The organism is Ruegeria sp. YKSF57, from assembly GCF_059612585.1.
Genome location: NZ_JBXWQW010000016.1, coordinates 33959 through 53309, shown reverse-complemented (window position 1 = coordinate 53309; position 19351 = coordinate 33959). Strand labels below are relative to the sequence as shown.

Sequence of the window (19351 nt, the reverse complement as noted above, 5' to 3'; positions counted from 1 at the left end):
TTCACAAACAGGCTAGCGGCTTGCACGACCGAAAACTAGCATGACCGGTGTTTGTCCAGAGAATGAATTCAGGTTCATGGTTTCGGTAAGATAGGACGCGTGGTTTAGCATGCGTGCAAATGGGGTGGATTCCGGTAGGGGGCAGGATTGTAGTGCTCTGCCTCCTGAAAACTGGATCGTTTGAAGCTGGGTTTTTCCGCTAGGTTTCCTTGGCTGGGAAAGGAGCGGAATCGCATGAAAGCATCGAAGTTCACGGAGGCGCAAAAGGCCTTCATTCTGAAGCAGGGCGAGCAGGGCACGCCGGTCGCGGAGATCTGCCGCAAAGCCGGGATCAGTCAGGCGACGTATTTCAATTGGACGAAGAAGTATGGCGGGCTGCTGCCGGACGAGATACGTCGGTTGAAGGCGCTTGAGGATGACAACACCCGGCTGAAGAAGATCGTGGCCGATCTGACGCTTGACCGTGAGATGCTTCAGGACGTCATTCGGCGAAAGCTCTGAAGTCTGGTCGTTTGCGCGAGATCGTGACCAGGATGTGCGTCGACTGGGGCGTGTCGATCCGGAAGGCCTGTGGGGCCATCTGCTTCGACACCTCCACCTACCACTACAAGGCCCGGCGAACGGATCAGGCTGCCGTCGAGAGGCGGATCAAAGAGATCGCGGAGACGGGTGTGCGCTATGGTTACAGGCGTGTGTACGTGCTGCTGCGACGCGAAGGATGGGTGATCAACATGAAGAAGACTCGCCGGATTTACAATGAGTTAGGCCTGCAGATGAGGGACAAGCACCCGAAACGACGGGTGAAGGCAAAGCTGCGGGAAGATCGCCAGGAAGCAGTCGGACCGAACGATGTCTGGGCAATGTACTTCGTGCACGACCAACTCGCCCTGGGCAACAAGCTGCGTATCCTGACCATTGTTGACACGCATTCCCGCCTCTGTGCGGCAGCCGATCCTCGCTTCACTTATCGGGGCGAAGATGTCGTGCAGACGCTCGAACGGGTCTGCGGGCAGATCGGCTATCCGAACACGATCAGGGCTCGAACAACCCGTTCCGTAGGCAGTGAAAAGTCGATCTCAATGCCCAACCCTTTGCGGTTGAAGTCGTCCAGAACGTTCAGCAGCCGGAATTGCGGTCCATCCCCCAGCCTGTCGGCCATAAAATCCATCGACCAGAGCTCATTCGGGGGCCCAGGCACAGCCAGTTCGTCCGGCTTTTCTCGCTTCAGACGCTTGCGCGGCTTGATCCGCAGGTTCAGCTCCAGCTCGCGGTAGATCCGGTAAACCCGCTTGTGGTTCCACCTGTGCCCCTGCACGTTGTGCAGATACAGAAAACACAGGCCAAAGCCCCAAGTCTTATTTGCAGCCGTCAGGCCGAGGAGCAGGTCGGCGATTTGCTCGTTCTCCTCATCCAGCTTCGGGCTGTGCCTGTAGCACGTTTCGCTGACGCCGAACGCCCGGCACGCCAGCGCGATGCTGACCCCTTTCATCGCCACCGCTTTCACGGCCAACTCCCGGCGCTGAGCTGGCCGTATCATTTTTTTCCAACAGCCTCCTTCAGCAAGTCGTTCTGCATGCTGACGTCGGCGTACATGCGCTTCAGCCGACGGTTCTCCTCGGCCATGGCCTTCATCTCGCTGATGAGACTGGCGTCCATGCCGCCATACTTCGCCCGCCGCTTGTACAGCGTGGCACTGCTCATCCAGCGCTCGCGACAAAGCTCGGCGGCAGGCACACCGCCCTCCATTTGGCGCAGCACACCCATGATCTGGGCCTCTGTGAATCGTGTCTTCTTCATCGGAATCTCCTCGTTCATCCTGCCGAGAAAATTCTACTTCCGCATCCCCTTAAGATCGGGGGGGATTACCCATGCACAAGCTCAGAGAAGCAATGAAGGCGGAGACCCGGGACGTCCGTCTGGACGGCGAGGTCGAGGTTGATGGCGCCGTGTTCGGTGGTCATGTCCGGCCCGCCAATCTGCGGGAGGAGCGTGTCGACCGGCGGCGTCGCGCCAACCGGAGTGGGAAGCGCCGGGTGGTTGTCGTGCTCCGCCAGCGGGGCGACCGAACTGTGACGAGAACCTTTCTTCGAGAGGCGCAGGGCGTCGAGTTCGCAAGGGAAAGGATCGCTCTAGATACCGTTGTCTCGGCCGATGAAGTCGCGCATTGGGTCTTCTGGAAACTGACTTTGACATGCAAAGGATCAATCATTCAGAGGGTTACAGCGTCGGAGGAGCTCATACCAACCTTGCCGAGAGCTTCTTCTCGCGGCTTAGACGGATGATTGGCGGACAGCATCTGAAGGTCGACGGAAGTTATCTCGATGCATACGTGGCCCATGCAGCCTGGCTCGAGGATCATCGGGAGGAGAGCAATGGCCGCCTGGCGGATTGTTTGATCGGCGGCGCTCTCGCGTCCCCGGTCAGCCGGTCGTGGAAAGGGTATTGGCAACGGCGCGCAGCGTGACGGCGTCGCCGGCACCCCAGACACACATGCCTTTCTTCTTCTCGATCATCCTGACGAGCTTTCGTCGCTTGGCATGTCGCAGCGCCTGAACGACCTTGAAGACCACCGAGTTCCTAAGCGCAGTATCTGAGATGTCCTGGTCGCGCTCCGCCATTGCGCGGTCGGCAAGTTCTCTCGTGGTCAGCTCAACATCGACCCCGAGATGGCGGGCACAGATATCCGCGATCTCGCCCTTCTTGAAGAACCCATGGCTCACAATGTACCGGGCACGCTGCCGTTCAGATGCGGCGAACAGTTCAATCGTCGCGTTCACATGCGCCAGATCGTGCTTCGCATGTGCGAACTGCGCTTCGTATGCTTTAATCTGGCACAGTATCTCGGCCCGCTTCTCTGTCAGCGTGTGAACAATCAATGGTTTCGACATGCCGCCATTCCACACGAGATCTCGCCGGTCATCCAGATGGCATTTTGGTGCATTTGCTACCTAAGACCGAATGCCTGAACGCGCACTGGTCCATGAGTCTTGCGGATGCCCGTGAAATGCTGGAGGATTGGCGCAGGTACGACAACGAAGACAGACCCCACAGTGCGATCGGATATAACGTCCCGATCGCCATGCATTATCCCGATGGGGTCACCAGCCCGCCATCGTGAAGGAGCCGGAAAAATCTAGCTTCCGGCGGTCCAAACTTGGGGAGCAGCGCAAATCAACGACGGTTTCTCCCAAAGACTGGATGAAAGTTGGGTCTCAGGTCAAGTTTGATGAACCCTTCGAAGGAGCAAATGAATTCGAAAAAGCGGTTTCAGCGAAGCGCAGATTATCGGGACGATCAAGGAACACGAGGCAGGCATGTCGACGGCGGAGGTGTGCCGTCGACACGGGCTTAGCAACTGTATTTTTCAAGCGGTCTGAGCCGACCAGTATTGCTGAGATTTGAGGAGTGCGTTCACTATTGGGCACGGGTTTTCCAGAAGAGGGCCCGAATCCGCGTACCGGTTTACAATGAGGCCTGCGAAAATCTTTCAGATTTGGCCCGAAACTTTTCGATGTGAGCTCGAGACAGAATTTTAAGACGCATAATCAACACATTGACGGCGAGCTTCAGTTGTGAGATCAAAACCTCAAAAGGTGTGCTTATTTTTTTGCTTTTAAAATCATTGAACCACATCTACCACAATAACCGAAATATTGTCGCTGCCGCCGCCATCCAGTGCCAGTTGCACCAAGCGATCCGATATGGTTTCGATCGGCATTTCCGACATGGCACGTTGCAACATCCCGAAAGTAGCGTATTTCGTCAATCCATCCGAGCACAACAAAAATCGGTCTCCGGGTTGCAGTGCGCCACGAAATTTATCGAGTTCCAGTTCTCCTCCAACTCCAACCGCGCGGGTAATGGCGTTGGACTGTGGATGATGTTCGGCTTCGTCCCATGTCATCTGACCGGCCAGAACCAACTCGGCCACAAAGGAGTGGTCGGATGTCAGCATCTGAATTTCACCATCGCGCATCAGGTAAATCCGACTGTCACCTGCCCACAAACCGACAAAATGCCCGTTGGCCATCATCAGAACAACCACTGTTGCCCCAATTGTCTGCCCACCGCGCTTCGAGGCTTCTTTTTGGATTGCCTCATGGGCCAGGCGCAGGATGTCACGAAGAGCATGCAGCTTGTCGGTTGGCGTCAGACCCGAAGGAATTGCGGCCACCATATCCGCAATCAGACGGCTGGCGTAATCGCCGGCAGCGTGGCCTCCCATGCCGTCCGAAACAAGCCAGATACCTTCATCCGGAAGCGCCAGAATCGAATCTTCGTTTACCTTTCGTCTCAGGCCGACATGCGTGCGTGCGTTGTAACGTACCCTGGAAAAAGTCATGTAGGTGGTGCCTCGGCCCAGATTTCGGCATGAAGATTGAACAAGCCTTGCATCTTTGGTCCGGACGGTAAACCTTCGCAGACCATCAGACGGGAACCGCCCTGAACGACTGTGCTCCAAATGCTCGGATTGCGAAAAGAATCCGACATTAGTCCCGAAGCTAGATCGGGCAAGCAACCATTTTGCCCGTTTTCCTGTATCAGGATGATACAGTTGCCGGTTTTTTGTATGTTCGCGTTCTGTTGAGAGGATGGAACGGCTATTTCAGACAGGGCCTTGTCTAACCGATCACGAGACATGTCATCATCCAGCGCGTCCAATGCAACCCTCTCTAGGGCCTCGAATACACCGATATTGTTGAAATGGTCCAGAAAAGCACTGCTGCCGGAAACTACTGGAGCGGCGAGTGTCAGCGGAAAGCGGCGGCCCACCCGATCGACTGACGGCATCAGAACGCCCAGGACCTTTTGTGGACCAGCAAGTCCCGGTGACAGGCAGAACCGCCAGATCGGCGCGGACATGTAAAGCTCATTCCATCTTCCGGAATTCAACTCGGACCCCTGCAACAGACAGCGTTGCAACCATTCATCCCATTCGGCCACAAAAGACTGGGAAAGGCTGAGGCGAAAAAAGTCGCCAGCCGACGGCATCTTACCGAATGCTCCGAACCTCTGCCGCTGCATCAAAACGACTTGGGACAGCTGAATTTGGCAAGCGCTGGCAACGCAAAGGGATTGATCACCGATCCCGATTGTAGCTGGAAGATAGCGATCCGGCCTCCGACATTGAAAATGACTTTCTTGCGGTCGGATACGTTGGTTCGTCGCACTTCGGCCGCATCCAACAATCGAAACCACGCCCAGGGTCCATCACGGCTTAGTACGCTTTCGATGTTTTTCTTTTGCGGATCGAAACTGACCCGCGCAAGCCCAACAGGCCCCGGCCATGCCACGGCTAACGGTGATGGCAGCCCGCCGCGATGACGGAACTCCAGGGTTTGGCCGTCAATTTCCAAACTCACACCTTTTGCCTTGGGATCGAGCGCTTCGGGCATGATCTGGAAGTTAATTGCCGGTTGCGGACCGTTTGCAAAGAACGCATCGCGGATTTCCGCTGCGTATTGCAGTTGTTGCAACACCGCCTGACTTATCCCGAGATCGGTCTGGTTCACGCCAGTTTTCCATGTCCAAGGCCGCGTGCGCATATCAACGTGCTTGATCAGGTTGTCGTTCATGAAGGCGTCGATCATCCCACCAGGCCCAAACAACTTGGCAAAATCGCCAATCGCAACGTCCGCACGCGCCCGACGGTCGAACGGGTAGCGGTTTTCCAGAACCTGCTCGCAAAACGGCAAAACATTAGCCTGCCACCGAGCATTGATCGATGCACGCGTGCTGTCCGTCGTGATGCCAGATGAGCCGTTAACAATCTGCGTGGCCCAACGTTCCATTGGTCCCGGAACACGCGCCGCTTCTTGCATGAACCGCTGCATGGCCTGCCCGCTTTCCGCCCCTGACACGCCGCTGAACGACATTTTGTTGAGGTCCTGGTACACGTCTGTCAACGAGCCCATCAGCATATCAAGTTGCGAGGGTTGTGCCTCGGGCCGTGCCGTCAACTGATGCAACCAGTCAAACCGGTCCTGAACATAGGTGCCGGGCGGCGCTATGGGTTGAGCACCTTGACCGGTCGCCGTTTTTGCCAGTGCCTCAAGCAAGATCTGGGTTTGCACCGAGGTATTGGCTTGCAGCTCAATTCCAGCCACGGTGGAGAGTTTGTTGCTGACCTCGGTGTCAGCCAATGCAGAGCGGTCTTCGGTGAGCCGTGTTTCGTCGGAAATCGCCATCAGGATATTCACAATCGGCGAAGTCGGTCCGGACAGGACATTTGTAACCTCGACGGCGTGACTGAGCGATTCCATTGGGATGATATCGATATCGCCCAAAATGGCGTCATACCGTGCAATGTAGTCGTTGTAATACAGGTCAAGAACATCACGGCTGAGCGCTGCAAGTGCGAGTTCCGTCTGTTCTGCTTCGCCACGCGGACCCAATACCCAGCTTTCCCGTTGAACACGCTTTGCGACGCCGACAGCTTCTCCCAAGAATACCCCGTTGAAGCCTTGATAGGTAAATATACCTTCGATCCCGGAGTTGAGCGGCTTTCCGGAACTGCGGACCAGAACACGTGTGACGGCAGGGCCGCCAACCTCGGTAAGCCGCCATTCTGGCAAAGCGGTTGAGGCCGGGCTGGCTATAATCCCATTATAAACCCTCTGGGCCAGCGGCATCTCGGACAGGATACCCTGAATCTGCTCTACCATTGGGCCGTTCAACGCAATTTCCTGCATGGGCTGACCAAGCAATGCGTCCAAATGGTCGTTCAAATCGGCTCGCAGTTGGTCGCGCGATGGCCCAGGATAGGAGACGGTCCAGTCGATATTCATCCACTCGCGAACCAGGTCCTTGTTCATCGGGCCTTGCAGCCCAAGCATCAGATAGACCTTGAGCGCTTCATAGAGGACATCCGGGTTGTTGATGTTGGCTGCGATCTGCTCTTCCAGCCGCAACAGCAACCTTGGCAAATAGCGCCGGTTCAGCGCGGCGCGATAAGTTTGTGCAGCCTGCGTGCCAATCACCTCACCCTGATACAGACCGTATGTCAGGCGGCGTTCGGGGTCGGGGTCATCAAGCACGGGATTCGCAGGCATGTCGCGAAGGTTGTTGAGCGCCTGCACTACTGGCACAAGATCGGTATCCCCGACCGGGCTGGGAGGAAGTGTTGCCGCGGCGGCCTGATAGGCGCCGACACTGTCCCGAGCCTCTGCTATCAGGTCGGCGTTGCCCAGATAGCTACGCACCAGCAAGGCACCAACACCGATTGCCGCCAAAATCGTGGCCGCGATAGAACCCCATTTGACAATTCTGTAACGGCGTTCAACCTTGTCGTCGGCAGATACCAGACCCGCCTCGCGAAAGATCACCGCTTCGAACAACCGGGTCAGGAAATAGGATCTTCCCGTCCCCTGTCCTGAACCGATGGCTTGCCGTCCGATACCAAACGTACGAGCCATGCCGAGCATCAGGCGGTCGATCGGTGTACCTTCCTGTGTACCTGATGTGAAGTACACCCCTCGCAGCATATGGCGATGCTGGTATCGGCTTTCCTGGAAGACTTCGCTCAGAAAATCGCGGGCAACCTTGCGAACAGAGGCAACCTGAACCGGGAACCCGGCGACAAGCGCGCGGCGCTGGGGATCGGTCTCGGTCTGCATCCTCTCCAAGGACTGCGCATTTAGTTGCCCCAAGAGACCTGCAAACTCCTCATCAAACGCCGCAACCGGGGATTGTTCACCTTTGACCTTGTCCAGAGGCAGTGTAAAACCCCAGACCTGCTCGCGCTCTTCCTTGCCCAAATTGTCGAAGAATTCGGCGAAGCCCGCGATCAGATCAGCCTTGGTGAAAAGGACATAAACCGGGAAACGGACACCCAACGTCTCGCGCAATTCCTCTAGTCGACGTCGAACCGCCTTGGCATGTTCTTTTTGCGTCATCTCGTCCTGTAGTGACAGGTCGCTCAGGCTGATAGCGATCATCGCGCCGTTGATTGGCTGTCGCTTCCGGTACTTCTTGAGCAATCCAAGAAAACCGACCCAAGCCGCGTTGTCGACTTCGGCATCGCTTTCCTGGGTCGTATAGCGGCCGGCGGTGTCGATAAGGACCGCGTCTTCGGTGAACCACCAGTCACAGTTACGGGTTCCGCCCACGCCTCCGATTGCAGATTTACCCATTTCCCTGGCCAAAGGAAAACTCAGGCCGGAATTCACGATGGCAGTGGTTTTGCCTGCGCCCGGCGGCCCTATCATCACATACCAGGGCAATTCATTCAGATGTCTGCGCCCGTTCTTGGATTTGCGCAATTGGGACATCGCCGTCTTCAGCTTTGAGCGCAGTTCTGCGATTTCGGAGCCGATCATGTCGCCGGTTTCATCCACCGTTTCGACGATTTCCTCGGTCATCTTTTTTTCGCGACGGCGTCGAACGAAGAAAATGATCAACATTATCACAAAAAAGAAGCCGAAGATCGCGCCACCCCAGATCAAGCGGCCGCTCAGGCTGTCAAACGGGTGCCATTCGCCCCAACCAATCAAAGGGCCAAAATAGATCAGGCAACTTGCCAGCACGACCGCGACAAGCAGCAGGATGGTATAGATCGAACGGAACAGCGGCAGGATAAGTCGGTTGATAAGCATCAGTTCTGCTCCTGGACCAGCAAGACTTCGATTCTGCGGTTGGCCGCACGTCCTTCGCGGGTCGAGTTGTCTGCAATCGGCTCATTGTCTGCACGGCCTTCGGCACTAAGTCTTGATGGGTCGTTCAAGGCGTCAGCCATCTGCTGCATAACGGACTTGGCCCTTGCCAATGACAAATGCATGTTGGAGGGAAACCGTGAGGATCGGATTGGGACATTGTCTGAATGTCCCGCCACTATGACCGGCCCCGGTTCGTCGTTTAGCGCCTGAGCGACCCGATTGACGGGATCTACAAACGAATCCTGCAGCTGATCCGACCCTGACCCGAACATTCCCGACCCGGTGATCCTGATAACCAGTGTGTTGCCTGCTTCGAAGACCTTCACGATGCCCTCTTCAATTTCGGGCTGAAGGAACTGCGCCACTTTTTCAACTTTTGCTTGCTCAGGTGGCGGCGGTGGAGGGGGAGGTGCTCGGCGTTGCAACTCGGCTACCGGTCCTGAATCTATCACCGAAAGTTGGCCTATCAGGTTTTCAGTCTTGGAAGACAGGGCATACGAAAGACCGGCAAATTCTAACACCAGCAAGACCGCGGTGACCCCCACCGCAATCCAGACGGGCTTCCATGCGCTGAGCGCGCGATATGGTTTGTCCGCACCTTCCCAATGCGGCGACAAATCGTATTCGAGCGGTCCTCGCTGGGCGCGGATAAGCCGAGCCAAACCTTGCCGGATCTGCAGATGTCTGTCGCTTCCCCCCTGCTCTACGCGAAGCCGCCCCTCGAACCCGAGGGACAGGCACATATAGACAAATTCCAGAAGTTCGATATTGGAGCCGGGCTCTTTCTCGAGGCGCGCCAGCAGGTCGTAGAAGCGATCACCGCCCACCGTTTCGCGGTGGAAGGTTCCAACAAGCGATTGCGTGGCCCAACTGGATTGCTCACCCCAAGGCGTGTTCAGGACCACATCATCCAGTGTCGCGCAGATAGCATACCGCGCTACCTTCACCGTCTGCGCCGCAATTCCGGCCTGAAGCGCCGCATTTTCAAAGGTGCGGACTTCGGACACCACGCTTTGTCGAAGTTTGTCCGGGTCCATGTGCTGTGCCCGGTTTCGTATGCGACTGATCAATGAAAACAAAGGTGTAGCACAAGCATTCAAGCGATTCATACCGGTCATGACGACAGGCTCCGCCGTAGGTGCGGATTGCTGCTGCTTAGTCCGCGACTGGGGAACGCCATATGCGCCGACGCCACCCGCGCCCGCCGTAGGTGCAGACGCCGGTTCAAGCGGTGGTGTTCCATACCCAGAAGGATCGCTGGCCTGAGGGGCTGCAGGCTGTTGCGAAGCGCTATGCACCGGGCGACGCCCGCCGGGGTTCGGGCGGATCACTGTTTTGTCGGTGTCGTTCGGTTCTGCGAACGGATCGTCATCTGACATTAAGTTACACCTGTTCTTTTCGAGCCTTGCTGGCCAGTCTGACCTAGCCGGAACACTCTATCAAATTAAAACAACGCGAACCCGGCTCATCGGCTCAGTGGTTGCGAATGGCCCAAAGCTCCATTGTCAGCCCCGGATACTGGCCTGAAACATGCACCGCGATGCCGCCTGATGTGGTCATCTTGCTCCAATACGGGCTGGCAGCATCCAGTTCGAAATAAACGACGCCGGAATGATACGGGATTTGCCGAGGCGCGACAGGCAAAGGTCTGAGCGTAATGCCGGGCAAGGCCGAGTTCACAAGCTGGCGGATTTCTTCGACCGGACCGGTCTTGGCCTGACCGGCAAAGTGACGGCGCACATCTTCTGCAGGAATATCGGCGCTAACGGCAAGAACGAAACCTGCATTGCCGATCAATTTCCGGTCGGCGATGACACCAACACTTATACCATACTTCCGGGGTTCCAATGGGATCGAAATCGCGGTCTGTTCAAGAACGGAACTGAGATATTGCCGCAACATGCGGATCACCGGCGCGAACGTACCTGTCAGTTTGTCGTGCTGATAGGGACTGAATTGCGGTGCCTCCTTTTCAGAGCTCATGAAGGTTGCCAATTCACCCGCCAACGACGCACAAAGGCGAAAGGCCGTTTCAGGATGAACGTTTTCGATATTTGAAAAATGGCGAACTACCGGTAGCGCTCGGTTGATCGTCATCAGCAAAAGAAAATCTGAGATCTCTGCCGCACCCTTGGCGGGACCGCCCTCGGACAAGCGACCGGCAAGTGCTTGCATCCTGTGGGCAAGCATGCCCTCCAATTCATTCAGAAAACCGCTGAGTGCCGGGGCAGCCCGCACATCCAGACAGCTTGGTATGAAACCCCTATCAAGAATGATCTCACGATCCGGGCGCACCTCGATAATGCGGGCAATCGGAATGGCCAGACGATCCGCCAGATCATCGACTTCCAGCGCGAACTGTAAACGAAGCGTTCCCACACCGATCGTCACTGGCTTTTTTTGCTGGCTCATCACATCGGTGATTTCATGCTCGGTCGGACGCAGGCGGCTTGCCGATTGTTCCGCACCTGACAGGTCAACCTCGGATGCACCTTGACGGCGTTGCGGAACGGTCAGGTAAACCACGCAGTCCTTTATTGTTTCGGGAACTTCCAGCGCGGGCGGGTGGGTATCGGATTGCGGCATCCGGAAAACTGTCCCGTCCTGCGTCAGGCCTGAGCAGGACTTCAGCGCAATCTGACCAACTTTCAGGACCTCGTCATCAAGTTCCAGAGAACTGACGCCCCAGGCATAAGGCGTGATCCGTCGGGCCAACCCCGCGACCAGCGCCTCGGTGTACCGGTCCGCCTGCTGGAAATGGTGAGGTTGCAAAAACAACCCCTCGGTCCAAAGTACCTTACTGTCCCAGGACAAACCCAGTCCTCCCTCAATTCTCATCGCCGCCAATTTCACATTGCGACGTTACTTCAGTTTTTCCAACTGCTCCTTGTAGGCGCGCGCAAACTCGCGGCTGAACAGGTCGTGGAACTCGTTTTCGGCCTGATCCGAAATTTCTTCAAATATGTTCTCGTAGGCTTCCCAATAGCGCGCTTTCTTTCCCTTAAAGAGACTGCCAAGCGCACCAGAGCTTTCGATCTTGCCCGCAACTTCATCGGGGCTGAGTTTGGCCAGGACACCCTTGAGGGCGGCCTCCATCCCCGTGACCATCGCGACTTCGTGCGCCTTGATATCGTTCAAAGCTTGTTCAGTCGCCTCTTCCGAGCCCAGATAACCACGCGCGCGCGGCTTGATCATCGCTTCGATGGCCTGCTCGGGGCTGATCGAGAATTTCAACGGATTGTTACCGCCTGCGCTTATCATGGTCTGATCAATGCGGAATTCGCTTTTGATCGAAGTGCGGGTCATCAGAATTTCCCGCAGACCGGTGATCATCGCCCGCAGAACACGCCCCATCCGCCCCATTGTGGCAGGAAGATCGGCATCATCGATCCGTAAGTCCTCGATCTCCAACGCTTCCAAAAAGGCGCGTGCCGAGGAATGATCGCCTGGCTGTTCAGATCCCTGCGGCGGAGGTGGCGCAACCGTTCCTTGCGAAGATTCCACAGCCGGGGTCGGTCGTGGCGTTGGCCCCGAAGTCCTTTCAGGTGATGGGGGTTCCTTGAATGGATCACTTGACGGTGCCTGCGCCGAACCCGAAGGCGACAGTAAATCTTCTTCCCAGTCCTCCGGGATGAAATTTGCACTGGCCGTCGGAGAGGAAAACGCATCCTGCGCCGATGGGTTGTGCGCCGCATCGCTTGCGCCTTGACCGGCATGCGGATCTTCTGGCTTGCCAAAGAACGGGTCATCATCGTCCAACGGTGGTAGCAGTTCATCCATCGGATCATTGCGTTCAAGCTGCGAATGGCCTTTTGGCGCATCCCCCGAGCCCAAGAGATCATCCAGAAAATCACCCTCGGGTCCCGCATCATCGAGTAGAGCCAAAGGATCGGGCGCATTTTGCGCCTGTCCGTGGCTCACATTGCCCTGATCCATCGGTGCAGGAATGGCATCTTCGAGCGATCCCTTTTCGGCACCTATCTCGACTACCATTTCATAGTTCCCGGCGATCAGCACATCGCCATTGTTCAACGGCGTCGGCGTACGCCCCAGCGGAAGCTTGGAGTAGTTCAAGAAAGTTCCGTTCGTACTCAGATCGACAACTACAACGTTACCGTTGTGATCTTCGACCACGAAATGGTTCTTGGAAAGCATCCTGTCCGGGTCCGGCAAAACCAGATCGTTTGTTTCGGCACGCCCAACGGTCAAAGACCCGCCTCGCATCGCGACCGGGCGACCATCACCGGGTACGGTTCCGGTCGACTGAAACTTAAGCGTGACAAACATGCTTTGAGATCAACCTCCTACCAAAACTGTAAATTCACCTTTTACGATCATGCCGCCACACGCGACATTATCCATGACGCGTGCTGCAGGCAGTTTTCCGATAAGCACAGTGGCCGAACCTTTGATGATCGGATGGGGCGCAGCCGGTGTTGCCAGATCGGTCAGCCGTGCTGCCGGCAATTTCCCCACCAAAACCGTTGTCATGCAGGGTGGGAGGATCGGCATCGGTGCAGGAACCGGTGACGGCGGTGCCGGTGGCGGTGCCAGAAGCACACAAGGATGCAGATCTGTCACTCTGGCTTGCGGGAAACCCATGATCAGCCCTCCTTTGCCCCTATTTTACCGTTTCCGCCCTTGGCGATATTGACTGCGCGGTCGATAAGCAACTGCAGATACGACTCAAAATCGTCTTTGTGGTGTTCCAGCGCCACGAGGTTCATCGCAAAGGTCAGAACCTCACCCGCACCCGGAGGGGCCGCATGTTCCGCCAACTCGCCTGGCCCCAAGGTTCCATCGGCATAAACCACAGCTTGCGCGCATTTGACCGTTTCATCGTCCAATTCGGCGGTATCCACCGCAAGCGCAGCTTTTGCGCGGTTTTCGGGGGAAGGGCGAAACACCCACTCTTCCGCTGCGGCAAGTGACGGCGTATTGTGGTCGGGCGCCGGGCCGATAACGTCGCGTGCCGCCAGACAGGCCCACCAAATTCGTTCGCGCGGTGGCAAAATAACGGACATCAGCCTCAGAATATCGACCGGGGCGTTTTTTTCTTCCAACTCAGCCAAGACAACATCCGGCATCGAACTAGCCGGCGCCGAAAGTTTGGTGGCCAGCTTTGCATTTGCGCCAGCCAAAGCTCGCGCAGCCGGTTGCTGTGGCACCTTTGTCATGTTTTGCCATTTTGCGGTCATGATCAAAGTCCTCAGTTGATCATCGTGAGACCACCTTTGAGGGTCAGCATCCCGCTGCCGTCGACGGTGGTCATCGGGCTTTTCACGTCAGTTTTTGCCGTGCCTTCCACGGTGATCATCATGCCTTTCACCGTAACACCGGTTTGGTCGAGTTTCACCGACGATGAGCCAACTTTCAACTCGATCGACTGCGCGGCAGTCATCGTGATCTTGCCGGCACTGGCATCGACCGTGATATTCCCCAAACTCACCGCGGTGCTCTTGTCGCCTTGTTTGATAGTCTCGGAATGATCGCCGGTGACTGTGCGAGTCGACTGTCCTTCGATTGTCTCTGTCTGGTCGGTCTTGATCGTAACGGTCTGGCTACCGGTACTGATGTCAAAGGTCTGGTCACCCTTTTCTATCGTAAAGGTATGGTTGCCTTCTTTGATAGTCTCTGTGACGTGATTGAAAACTGTCTGGGTAAGATCGCCCGCGTCTTGTTTTTCCATGCCAATGGTGATCGTGGCGTTGTTCTTGATGATCTGTTCATAGTCTTTTTCTGACTGAAAACGGACCAGTTCGGCGTCTTTCTTGTCTTCAAACATCAACTCGTTGAAACCGTCTCCGCCCTTTGACGAGTTGGTCTTGATACCCGATTGTGTCGCGTTTGCCGGGTAGTCGTAGGGCGTCGGCGTTTCGGCATTGTAAAGCATTCCTGTACAGATTGGCCGGTCCGGGTCGCCCTCTTCGAACTGGATCACGACTTCCTGCCCGATACGCGGCACATGCACCATTCCCCAGTTCTTTCCCGACCACGGAGTTACCACACGAACCCAACAGGTGGTGTTCTCGTTTTTTTTCCCATCGCGGTCCCAATGAAACTGAACTTTGATCCGTCCATGTTCGTCGGTGTAGATTTCCTCCCCCGAAGGTCCGGTCACGATCGCAGTATGCAGCCCGCTGATCTGGGGCCAAGGCGTCACCAGCGGGGTTCGAAAGGGTTCGGTTTTCGGAATCGCATGAAAATCGTTGGAATACAATTCCTTGGCGTCCTTTGGGAAAGGGAAGGCGTCTTTTTCAATATCCTTGCGCTCGGCGTCGGCAGTGTAGTTTCCAGGTGCCTGCATGTAATGCGCGGCGCTGATGACAAGATAGTCGGTGGCTGTATCCTTGATCTTGAGGTTATCGGTATTTTCAATTTGAAATGTTCCACCCACCGCCATAGTCCGCACGGTGGAAGCCCCCTTCCATTTAGCAAATCTTACGGCTTCGGCCTCCATGCGAATGCGCGCGCGCGATGTGCCCAGGCTTGTGTCGCGCCGATAATGACCGGGATAGTCGTAGTTCTCCTTGGTTTTGAAGCTGTGTACGCCTTTGGCAATGTTGCTCGCAACTGTCAGGTCTGCGGTGGGCGTTTCCATATCGAAATCCCTCAACGTTACAGCCCCACTCGTGATGCGCTGATTACTGGTCATCTCGAATATATGATCGCCCCGACGCGCGGAACTTGCATCGCGGTCGAAGAATTCCGGGCTTGGCGTTTCTGGAAGGGCGGAATGCGCACCCGAACCATCGGCAAAAACCAGCGTCTCGCCGACTCCATCGGAATTAGCATGGTCGAAGAAATAATAGATCCCCTCCTCTTCCATCAAACGGCAGATGAAATCGTAATCCGTTTCCCGGTATTGAACACAGTACTCCCGCTCGCCATAGGTTTCCGACGTCGAATTGCGGGTGCGCGATATTCCGTGATCATTGAGAATTTCGTCAATGATGGTAGGGGCGGACAAGTTCTGGAAGATCTTGGAGTTCCTGCGGCGCGTAAGAAGCCAAAGCTTCGGCCTGAGCTCCAGATCGATCAAAACGCCTCCGCTTGAGATGTCTACGACCTTGGCACCAACGACCATGCCGCTGAACAATCTTTCATTACCTTCACTGGTCTCGAGGTGAATAGTCATAAACTTGCCGAGAAACTCTTCGAGTTTGACGTCGAATTTGGCCCAGACAACCTCTATTCGGGTTTCGGTCAGCTGGCTCATGCCATCCGTGACAACGGCACGGCGAATTTCGCAATCCTCCTGGGCGAAATCCCCGGTGACCCACAGCAGTTTTTCATCGCGGGTATTGGCCATCTCATCTCCTTTCCCGGAAAGCCGGCAAGGGTCTCCGGGTCATCACGGTTCTACAGGTCTTCCAAAAGTGCCGCCAGTTCGGCGTCAATATCATCACTATCACCATCATCTGCCGCATCGTCCGAGAACCCTGCCAGAAGGTCATCGAGATCGCCTAGAGGATCATCATCTGGCGGTACGTCATCCTGATCCTGAGGCGCTATCTCCCGCGGCGCGGGCGCCACCGGTTTTGGCGGCGTCGGGTCCGGAGGTGGCAGACCTGACCACGGCCCCAGGATTTCTCGCCCGGCCACCGAGTTAAATGAACCAAGTCGGATTTCGTCACGGCCCTTGATCGACACAATCGGCATGTAGCCACGCGCGATGGTATGTTCATGTTTCGGCAACGTCAGATTGCGTTCAGTGCATGGAAGTGCAACCTGATCTCCGTACCGGTCATTGACGAAATGATATGGCATTCCGCCGAGACTCATGACCTGCCCCAGACCCATAGACGAACCGTTCTGTTTGAACGAACGCGCCAGAAGGATCAAAATCAACACCACCGGGTTTGCCCATAGCATTCCTTTTAGCCCCTCGGACATGGTGAATTCTTCGAAATCGAACTCGTAGATAGGTTCGGACTTCGCACCATATGGCCGCCGCAGCAAAAAGCGCGGCGATGCCAGACCCAGATGACCTGCCTCTGGCATTGCACGCAAAGTGTCCCAGGCTTGCGCCACCAGTGGATGGCGATCCTTGGCATCCACATCAAGATATCCCGGCGTCATGGCACCGAAGAACGGGGCATCCACATGGGCTGCCACGCGCGCTATGCGGGCCAGGATTTCTGCGTGAGGCGGAGTTTCTTCGAAAGTGTATAGGCCAATCAGGGCCGAAAATCCGCCACGGCCATTTTCTTCGTCCAATGGGTCCTCGGTCAGAAGACGCACAAAACCGGTTTTTGACAGATCATCTTCGGCGGCGAGGTCTGCCGCGATTTCATCGGCAGAAACGTCGTACAGCATGACTTCGAGCGTATCATCGGTTTCAACGCTGCGGGCAATCAGGTCCAACGACCGCCACTGTGCTTCGAGGGACTGGAATTCAGGATGGTGCAGCACCAAGCGCATAGCCGCACTCAGAGCTTCATTCACCGCTTTCTGCATTGCGGCCGCATCTGGGTCAGGCAACTTTCTAATATGTGGGCCGACGATCCGGGCCAACAGTTCATCCAACGGCGAAGCCTGGGCCAATTGGCCAGATATGTCGCCAATCAGTTCTTGAAAATCGCTCAGCTTCCGGTCTGCACGGACCGTGTTGCCGCTCGAACTTTTTCGGGGCGGCACAACCTCCTGACCGAACTGCTCACCCCAAGTGATCAACTGACGCGAAGCGTGTTCTGCCGTCGCTCCGGATGACAACTGTCGTTTCAGGTTCGCCAAACCCTCGAACAACTCAACCTTTTCAAACAATTCATCGGGGTGCAGGTCGTCAAGTTCGTTCAGCCGAACTTCAATCCCGGCCCCATCCTTGCCGATCGGCAATACGAGGCTGGTGGCAAATCCTGCTATCACATCCTCGACCGTATCCGGATCCAGCAGGATCGGTTTGCGATTGGCAAGGGTATCCCCGGTTTCTAAAGTACCGCGTGCCGAGCGGCCCGAAAAATCACCAAAAAGCGCGATGCGAAAGCGCCTACGGTTCAGTTTCCCCGTGTCCGGACGTTCTGCATTCAACACACCAAAAGTGAACTCTGGATCAGAACTCATTAGCACGGCTTGGTTGGCGGTATCTGGCTGAGCATCCGATGCCTCGACATCCATCTCGCCAAGCAGGTCATCCAGATCCGAAACCCCAACATCACCCTCGTCGATCTCGGCAAGCACGTCATCAATATCCACAGGTTCGTCGTTTTCCAAAGCCGATAACAAAGCATCAAGATCGTCGTCTGCGGAACCTGATAGCGCATCGTATTCTTCGTCGAATACCGGTGGCAACTCACCCGGATCATCGAATTCGCCCAGAGTGTCTTCTTCATCCGGGATATCTAGATCAGACAACAGGTCGCTCGAGTCCAGATCGTCGCCCTCGCCAACTTCACGGACCTCCAGTTCGTTCAGCAAAGCATCTTCATCGGCAGGGTCTGGTGGTGTGTCTGCTGCTTCGACCACTTCGCCCAGATCGGTCAAATCGTCCAGAAGACTATCCAGATCAGAGTCGACTTCCGAACCATCATGTTGATCAAATTCTACCAAAGTGTTTTCGTGGTCTTCGGGATCAGCTAGGCCTGTTTCGTGGTTCGGTTCGTTATCGCCTGGGTCATTGAGCAGATCGTCAAGTTCAGACTGCGCTTCCCTGGCCGTATTTTCGTTTTCATCGATCGCCAGATCACGCAACAGATCATCCACCAATGCATCTGTTTCAATGGATTGATCGGCATCGAACGGATCATACAACAAGTCCTCGCGATCGGAAGCGTCTTTCATATCCGATTGTTCGGGTATGAGGTTCAAGTCGTCTGACCTATCGCCAAATGCCTCTTCCGCAGTCTCTTCAACCGGAGTTTCAAGCTCATCCAAAACATCTTCCAAATTTGGGTTTTCCATCAATTCTTGCGTCGACGGTGATTCAACCAGATCTGCCAGAAGACCTTCCAGGTCATCAGTAGGATCAGGATCGTGTTTGGACTTGGATAAGGAAGACAGCGTGTCGTCAGATTTTTCTTCGTCTACTGAGTTTGGTTCCAGCTCCGATAGTGACGTGAAAATATCGTCGCTTCCATCATTTGGGATCTCTTCAATTTCAGATATTGAAGACAAGACATCTGCAACGGATGTTTCTGGGTCTTCCTGTTCGGGATCATCGCTCAAGAGGTCTTCAAGAATGCCCTCGTAGCTGTCTTCTTCTTGCTTGTCTCCGGCTGTGGAAAGGGCCGCCAAGGCTTCCGCGGCTGACGTATCCCCGATTTCATCCTCTGGTGTAGACTTGGACAGATCCCCCAGTATGTCAGTAAGATCATTGTCATCTATTCGAGAATCAAATTCAGGCACCGACGACAGGACATCCGCTACAGCCGTGTTCTCGTCTGCCAACTCTGGTGTGTCGCTCGCCAAGTCATCGAGAATATCATCAAACGTTTCTGTATCGGGCGCCTCTTCAAGCGCCGGCAAGGAAGACAGGGCTTTGGCCGCCGACGTATCCTCGACATCCATTTCCGCTTCGCCTATCGCCAACCCGCTCAGAATGTCACCTGCATCATTGCCATCGCCAGAACTGACAACCTCAGGCAAGGAGTACAGGGCATTTTCTACAGTCGAGTCTTCGGGATCAGTTTCGGACGGTTCCGTCGCCAGACCGGACAAAACGGAATCAAATCCAGCATCGTCGGGAATGTCTTCTATTT

The 19351-nt window shown here is 55.6% G+C and carries 13 protein-coding genes and 4 pseudogenes; 5 read left to right on the top strand and 12 right to left on the bottom strand.

The window, feature by feature from the left end; genetic code table 11:
* Positions 1–234: 234 nt before the first annotated feature.
* Positions 235–1037 (top strand): annotated as a pseudogene (locus AC2FLX_RS08530) (transposase); the annotation flags it as partial.
* Here the strand turns inward: AC2FLX_RS08530 and AC2FLX_RS08525 are convergent.
* Positions 1034–1797 (bottom strand): annotated as a pseudogene (locus AC2FLX_RS08525) (transposase); the annotation flags it as partial. The pseudogenes AC2FLX_RS08530 and AC2FLX_RS08525 sit on opposite strands and share 4 nt — an antisense overlap.
* A gap of 71 nt (positions 1798–1868) precedes the next feature.
* On the opposite strand from AC2FLX_RS08525, the gene AC2FLX_RS08520 reads away from it, so the two are divergent.
* Together AC2FLX_RS08520 and AC2FLX_RS08515 are read left to right on the top strand one after the other, a co-directional pair.
* Complete coding sequence (locus AC2FLX_RS08520; RefSeq protein WP_496810730.1) at positions 1869–2282, top strand: transposase; 414 nt, start codon at positions 1869–1871, stop codon at positions 2280–2282.
* Entirely contained in the window at positions 2192–2464 is a 273-nt protein-coding gene (locus AC2FLX_RS08515) for a transposase (RefSeq protein ID WP_496810731.1), read from the top strand. The genes AC2FLX_RS08520 and AC2FLX_RS08515 overlap by 91 nt, the downstream gene beginning before the upstream one ends.
* On the opposite strand, the gene AC2FLX_RS08510 is transcribed toward AC2FLX_RS08515, so the two are convergent.
* The gene (locus AC2FLX_RS08510) at positions 2421–2888 is read right to left on the bottom strand and encodes a hypothetical protein (protein ID WP_496745273.1); all 468 of its coding nucleotides are present in this window, start codon (positions 2886–2888) and stop codon (positions 2421–2423) included. The genes AC2FLX_RS08515 and AC2FLX_RS08510 overlap by 44 nt on opposite strands.
* Before the next feature lie 62 nt (positions 2889–2950).
* Here AC2FLX_RS08510 and AC2FLX_RS08505 point away from each other — a divergent pair.
* Both AC2FLX_RS08505 and AC2FLX_RS08500 read left to right on the top strand, forming a co-directional pair.
* Positions 2951–3118, top strand: a pseudogene (locus tag AC2FLX_RS08505) (integrase core domain-containing protein); the annotation flags it as partial.
* A 133-nt stretch (positions 3119–3251) separates the two neighbouring features.
* Positions 3252–3365: pseudogene (locus AC2FLX_RS08500) on the top strand (transposase); the annotation flags it as partial.
* A 254-nt stretch (positions 3366–3619) separates the two neighbouring features.
* On the opposite strand, the gene AC2FLX_RS08495 reads toward AC2FLX_RS08500, so the two are convergent.
* The 10 genes from AC2FLX_RS08495 to AC2FLX_RS08450 all read right to left on the bottom strand — a co-directional run bounded on the left by AC2FLX_RS08495 (position 3620) and on the right by AC2FLX_RS08450 (position 19160).
* Entirely contained in the window at positions 3620–4342 is a 723-nt protein-coding gene (locus AC2FLX_RS08495) for a PP2C family protein-serine/threonine phosphatase (RefSeq protein WP_480750792.1), read from the bottom strand.
* Complete coding sequence (gene tagF / locus AC2FLX_RS08490) at positions 4339–5025, bottom strand: type VI secretion system-associated protein TagF (protein WP_496810732.1); 687 nt, start codon at positions 5023–5025, stop codon at positions 4339–4341. The genes AC2FLX_RS08495 and tagF overlap by 4 nt, the downstream gene beginning before the upstream one ends.
* Entirely contained in the window at positions 5025–8594 is a 3570-nt protein-coding gene (tssM, locus tag AC2FLX_RS08485; RefSeq protein WP_496810733.1) for a type VI secretion system membrane subunit TssM, read from the bottom strand. The genes tagF and tssM overlap by 1 nt, the downstream gene beginning before the upstream one ends.
* The gene (tssL, locus tag AC2FLX_RS08480; protein ID WP_496810734.1) at positions 8594–10033 is read right to left on the bottom strand and encodes a type VI secretion system protein TssL, long form; all 1440 of its coding nucleotides are present in this window, start codon (positions 10031–10033) and stop codon (positions 8594–8596) included. The genes tssM and tssL overlap by 1 nt, the downstream gene beginning before the upstream one ends.
* A 94-nt stretch (positions 10034–10127) precedes the next feature.
* The gene (tssK, locus tag AC2FLX_RS08475; RefSeq protein WP_496745267.1) at positions 10128–11468 is read right to left on the bottom strand and encodes a type VI secretion system baseplate subunit TssK; all 1341 of its coding nucleotides are present in this window, start codon (positions 11466–11468) and stop codon (positions 10128–10130) included.
* 48 nt (positions 11469–11516) lie between these two features.
* A complete protein-coding gene (gene tagH, locus AC2FLX_RS08470) occupies positions 11517–12941 on the bottom strand; it encodes a type VI secretion system-associated FHA domain protein TagH (RefSeq protein WP_496810735.1) in 1425 nt (474 codons plus the stop codon).
* 9 nt (positions 12942–12950) lie between these two features.
* Positions 12951–13256 (bottom strand): PAAR domain-containing protein, encoded by a 306-nt coding sequence (locus AC2FLX_RS08465; RefSeq protein WP_480750798.1) that lies wholly within the window; start codon positions 13254–13256, stop codon positions 12951–12953.
* A 2-nt stretch (positions 13257–13258) separates the two neighbouring features.
* The gene (locus AC2FLX_RS08460; RefSeq protein WP_480750799.1) at positions 13259–13852 is read right to left on the bottom strand and encodes a DUF6931 family protein; all 594 of its coding nucleotides are present in this window, start codon (positions 13850–13852) and stop codon (positions 13259–13261) included.
* A gap of 11 nt (positions 13853–13863) precedes the next feature.
* The gene (locus AC2FLX_RS08455) at positions 13864–15966 is read right to left on the bottom strand and encodes a type VI secretion system Vgr family protein (protein WP_496810736.1); all 2103 of its coding nucleotides are present in this window, start codon (positions 15964–15966) and stop codon (positions 13864–13866) included.
* Between the two features lie 50 nt (positions 15967–16016).
* The gene (locus tag AC2FLX_RS08450; protein WP_496875410.1) at positions 16017–19160 is read right to left on the bottom strand and encodes a type VI secretion system contractile sheath domain-containing protein; all 3144 of its coding nucleotides are present in this window, start codon (positions 19158–19160) and stop codon (positions 16017–16019) included.
* Between the last annotated feature and the right edge of the window lie 191 nt (positions 19161–19351).

Bases quoted from the DNA above. Each gene is read 5' to 3' on its own strand.
- AC2FLX_RS08520 (WP_496810730.1), top strand. From the start codon at position 1,869: ATGCACAAGCTCAGAGAAGCAATGAAGGCGGAGACCCGGGACGTCCGT.
- AC2FLX_RS08515 (WP_496810731.1), top strand. From the start codon at position 2,192: ATGCAAAGGATCAATCATTCAGAGGGTTACAGCGTCGGAGGAGCTCAT.
- AC2FLX_RS08510 (WP_496745273.1), bottom strand. From the start codon at position 2,888: ATGTCGAAACCATTGATTGTTCACACGCTGACAGAGAAGCGGGCCGAG.
- AC2FLX_RS08495 (WP_480750792.1), bottom strand. From the start codon at position 4,342: ATGACTTTTTCCAGGGTACGTTACAACGCACGCACGCATGTCGGCCTG.
- tagF (WP_496810732.1), bottom strand. From the start codon at position 5,025: ATGCAGCGGCAGAGGTTCGGAGCATTCGGTAAGATGCCGTCGGCTGGC.
- tssM (WP_496810733.1), bottom strand. From the start codon at position 8,594: ATGCTTATCAACCGACTTATCCTGCCGCTGTTCCGTTCGATCTATACC.
- tssL (WP_496810734.1), bottom strand. From the start codon at position 10,033: ATGTCAGATGACGATCCGTTCGCAGAACCGAACGACACCGACAAAACA.
- tagH (WP_496810735.1), bottom strand. From the start codon at position 12,941: ATGTTTGTCACGCTTAAGTTTCAGTCGACCGGAACCGTACCCGGTGAT.
- AC2FLX_RS08465 (WP_480750798.1), bottom strand. From the start codon at position 13,256: ATGGGTTTCCCGCAAGCCAGAGTGACAGATCTGCATCCTTGTGTGCTT.
- AC2FLX_RS08460 (WP_480750799.1), bottom strand. From the start codon at position 13,852: ATGACCGCAAAATGGCAAAACATGACAAAGGTGCCACAGCAACCGGCT.
- AC2FLX_RS08455 (WP_496810736.1), bottom strand. From the start codon at position 15,966: ATGGCCAATACCCGCGATGAAAAACTGCTGTGGGTCACCGGGGATTTC.
- AC2FLX_RS08450 (WP_496875410.1), bottom strand. From the start codon at position 19,160: ATGGATGTCGAGGATACGTCGGCGGCCAAAGCCCTGTCTTCCTTGCCG.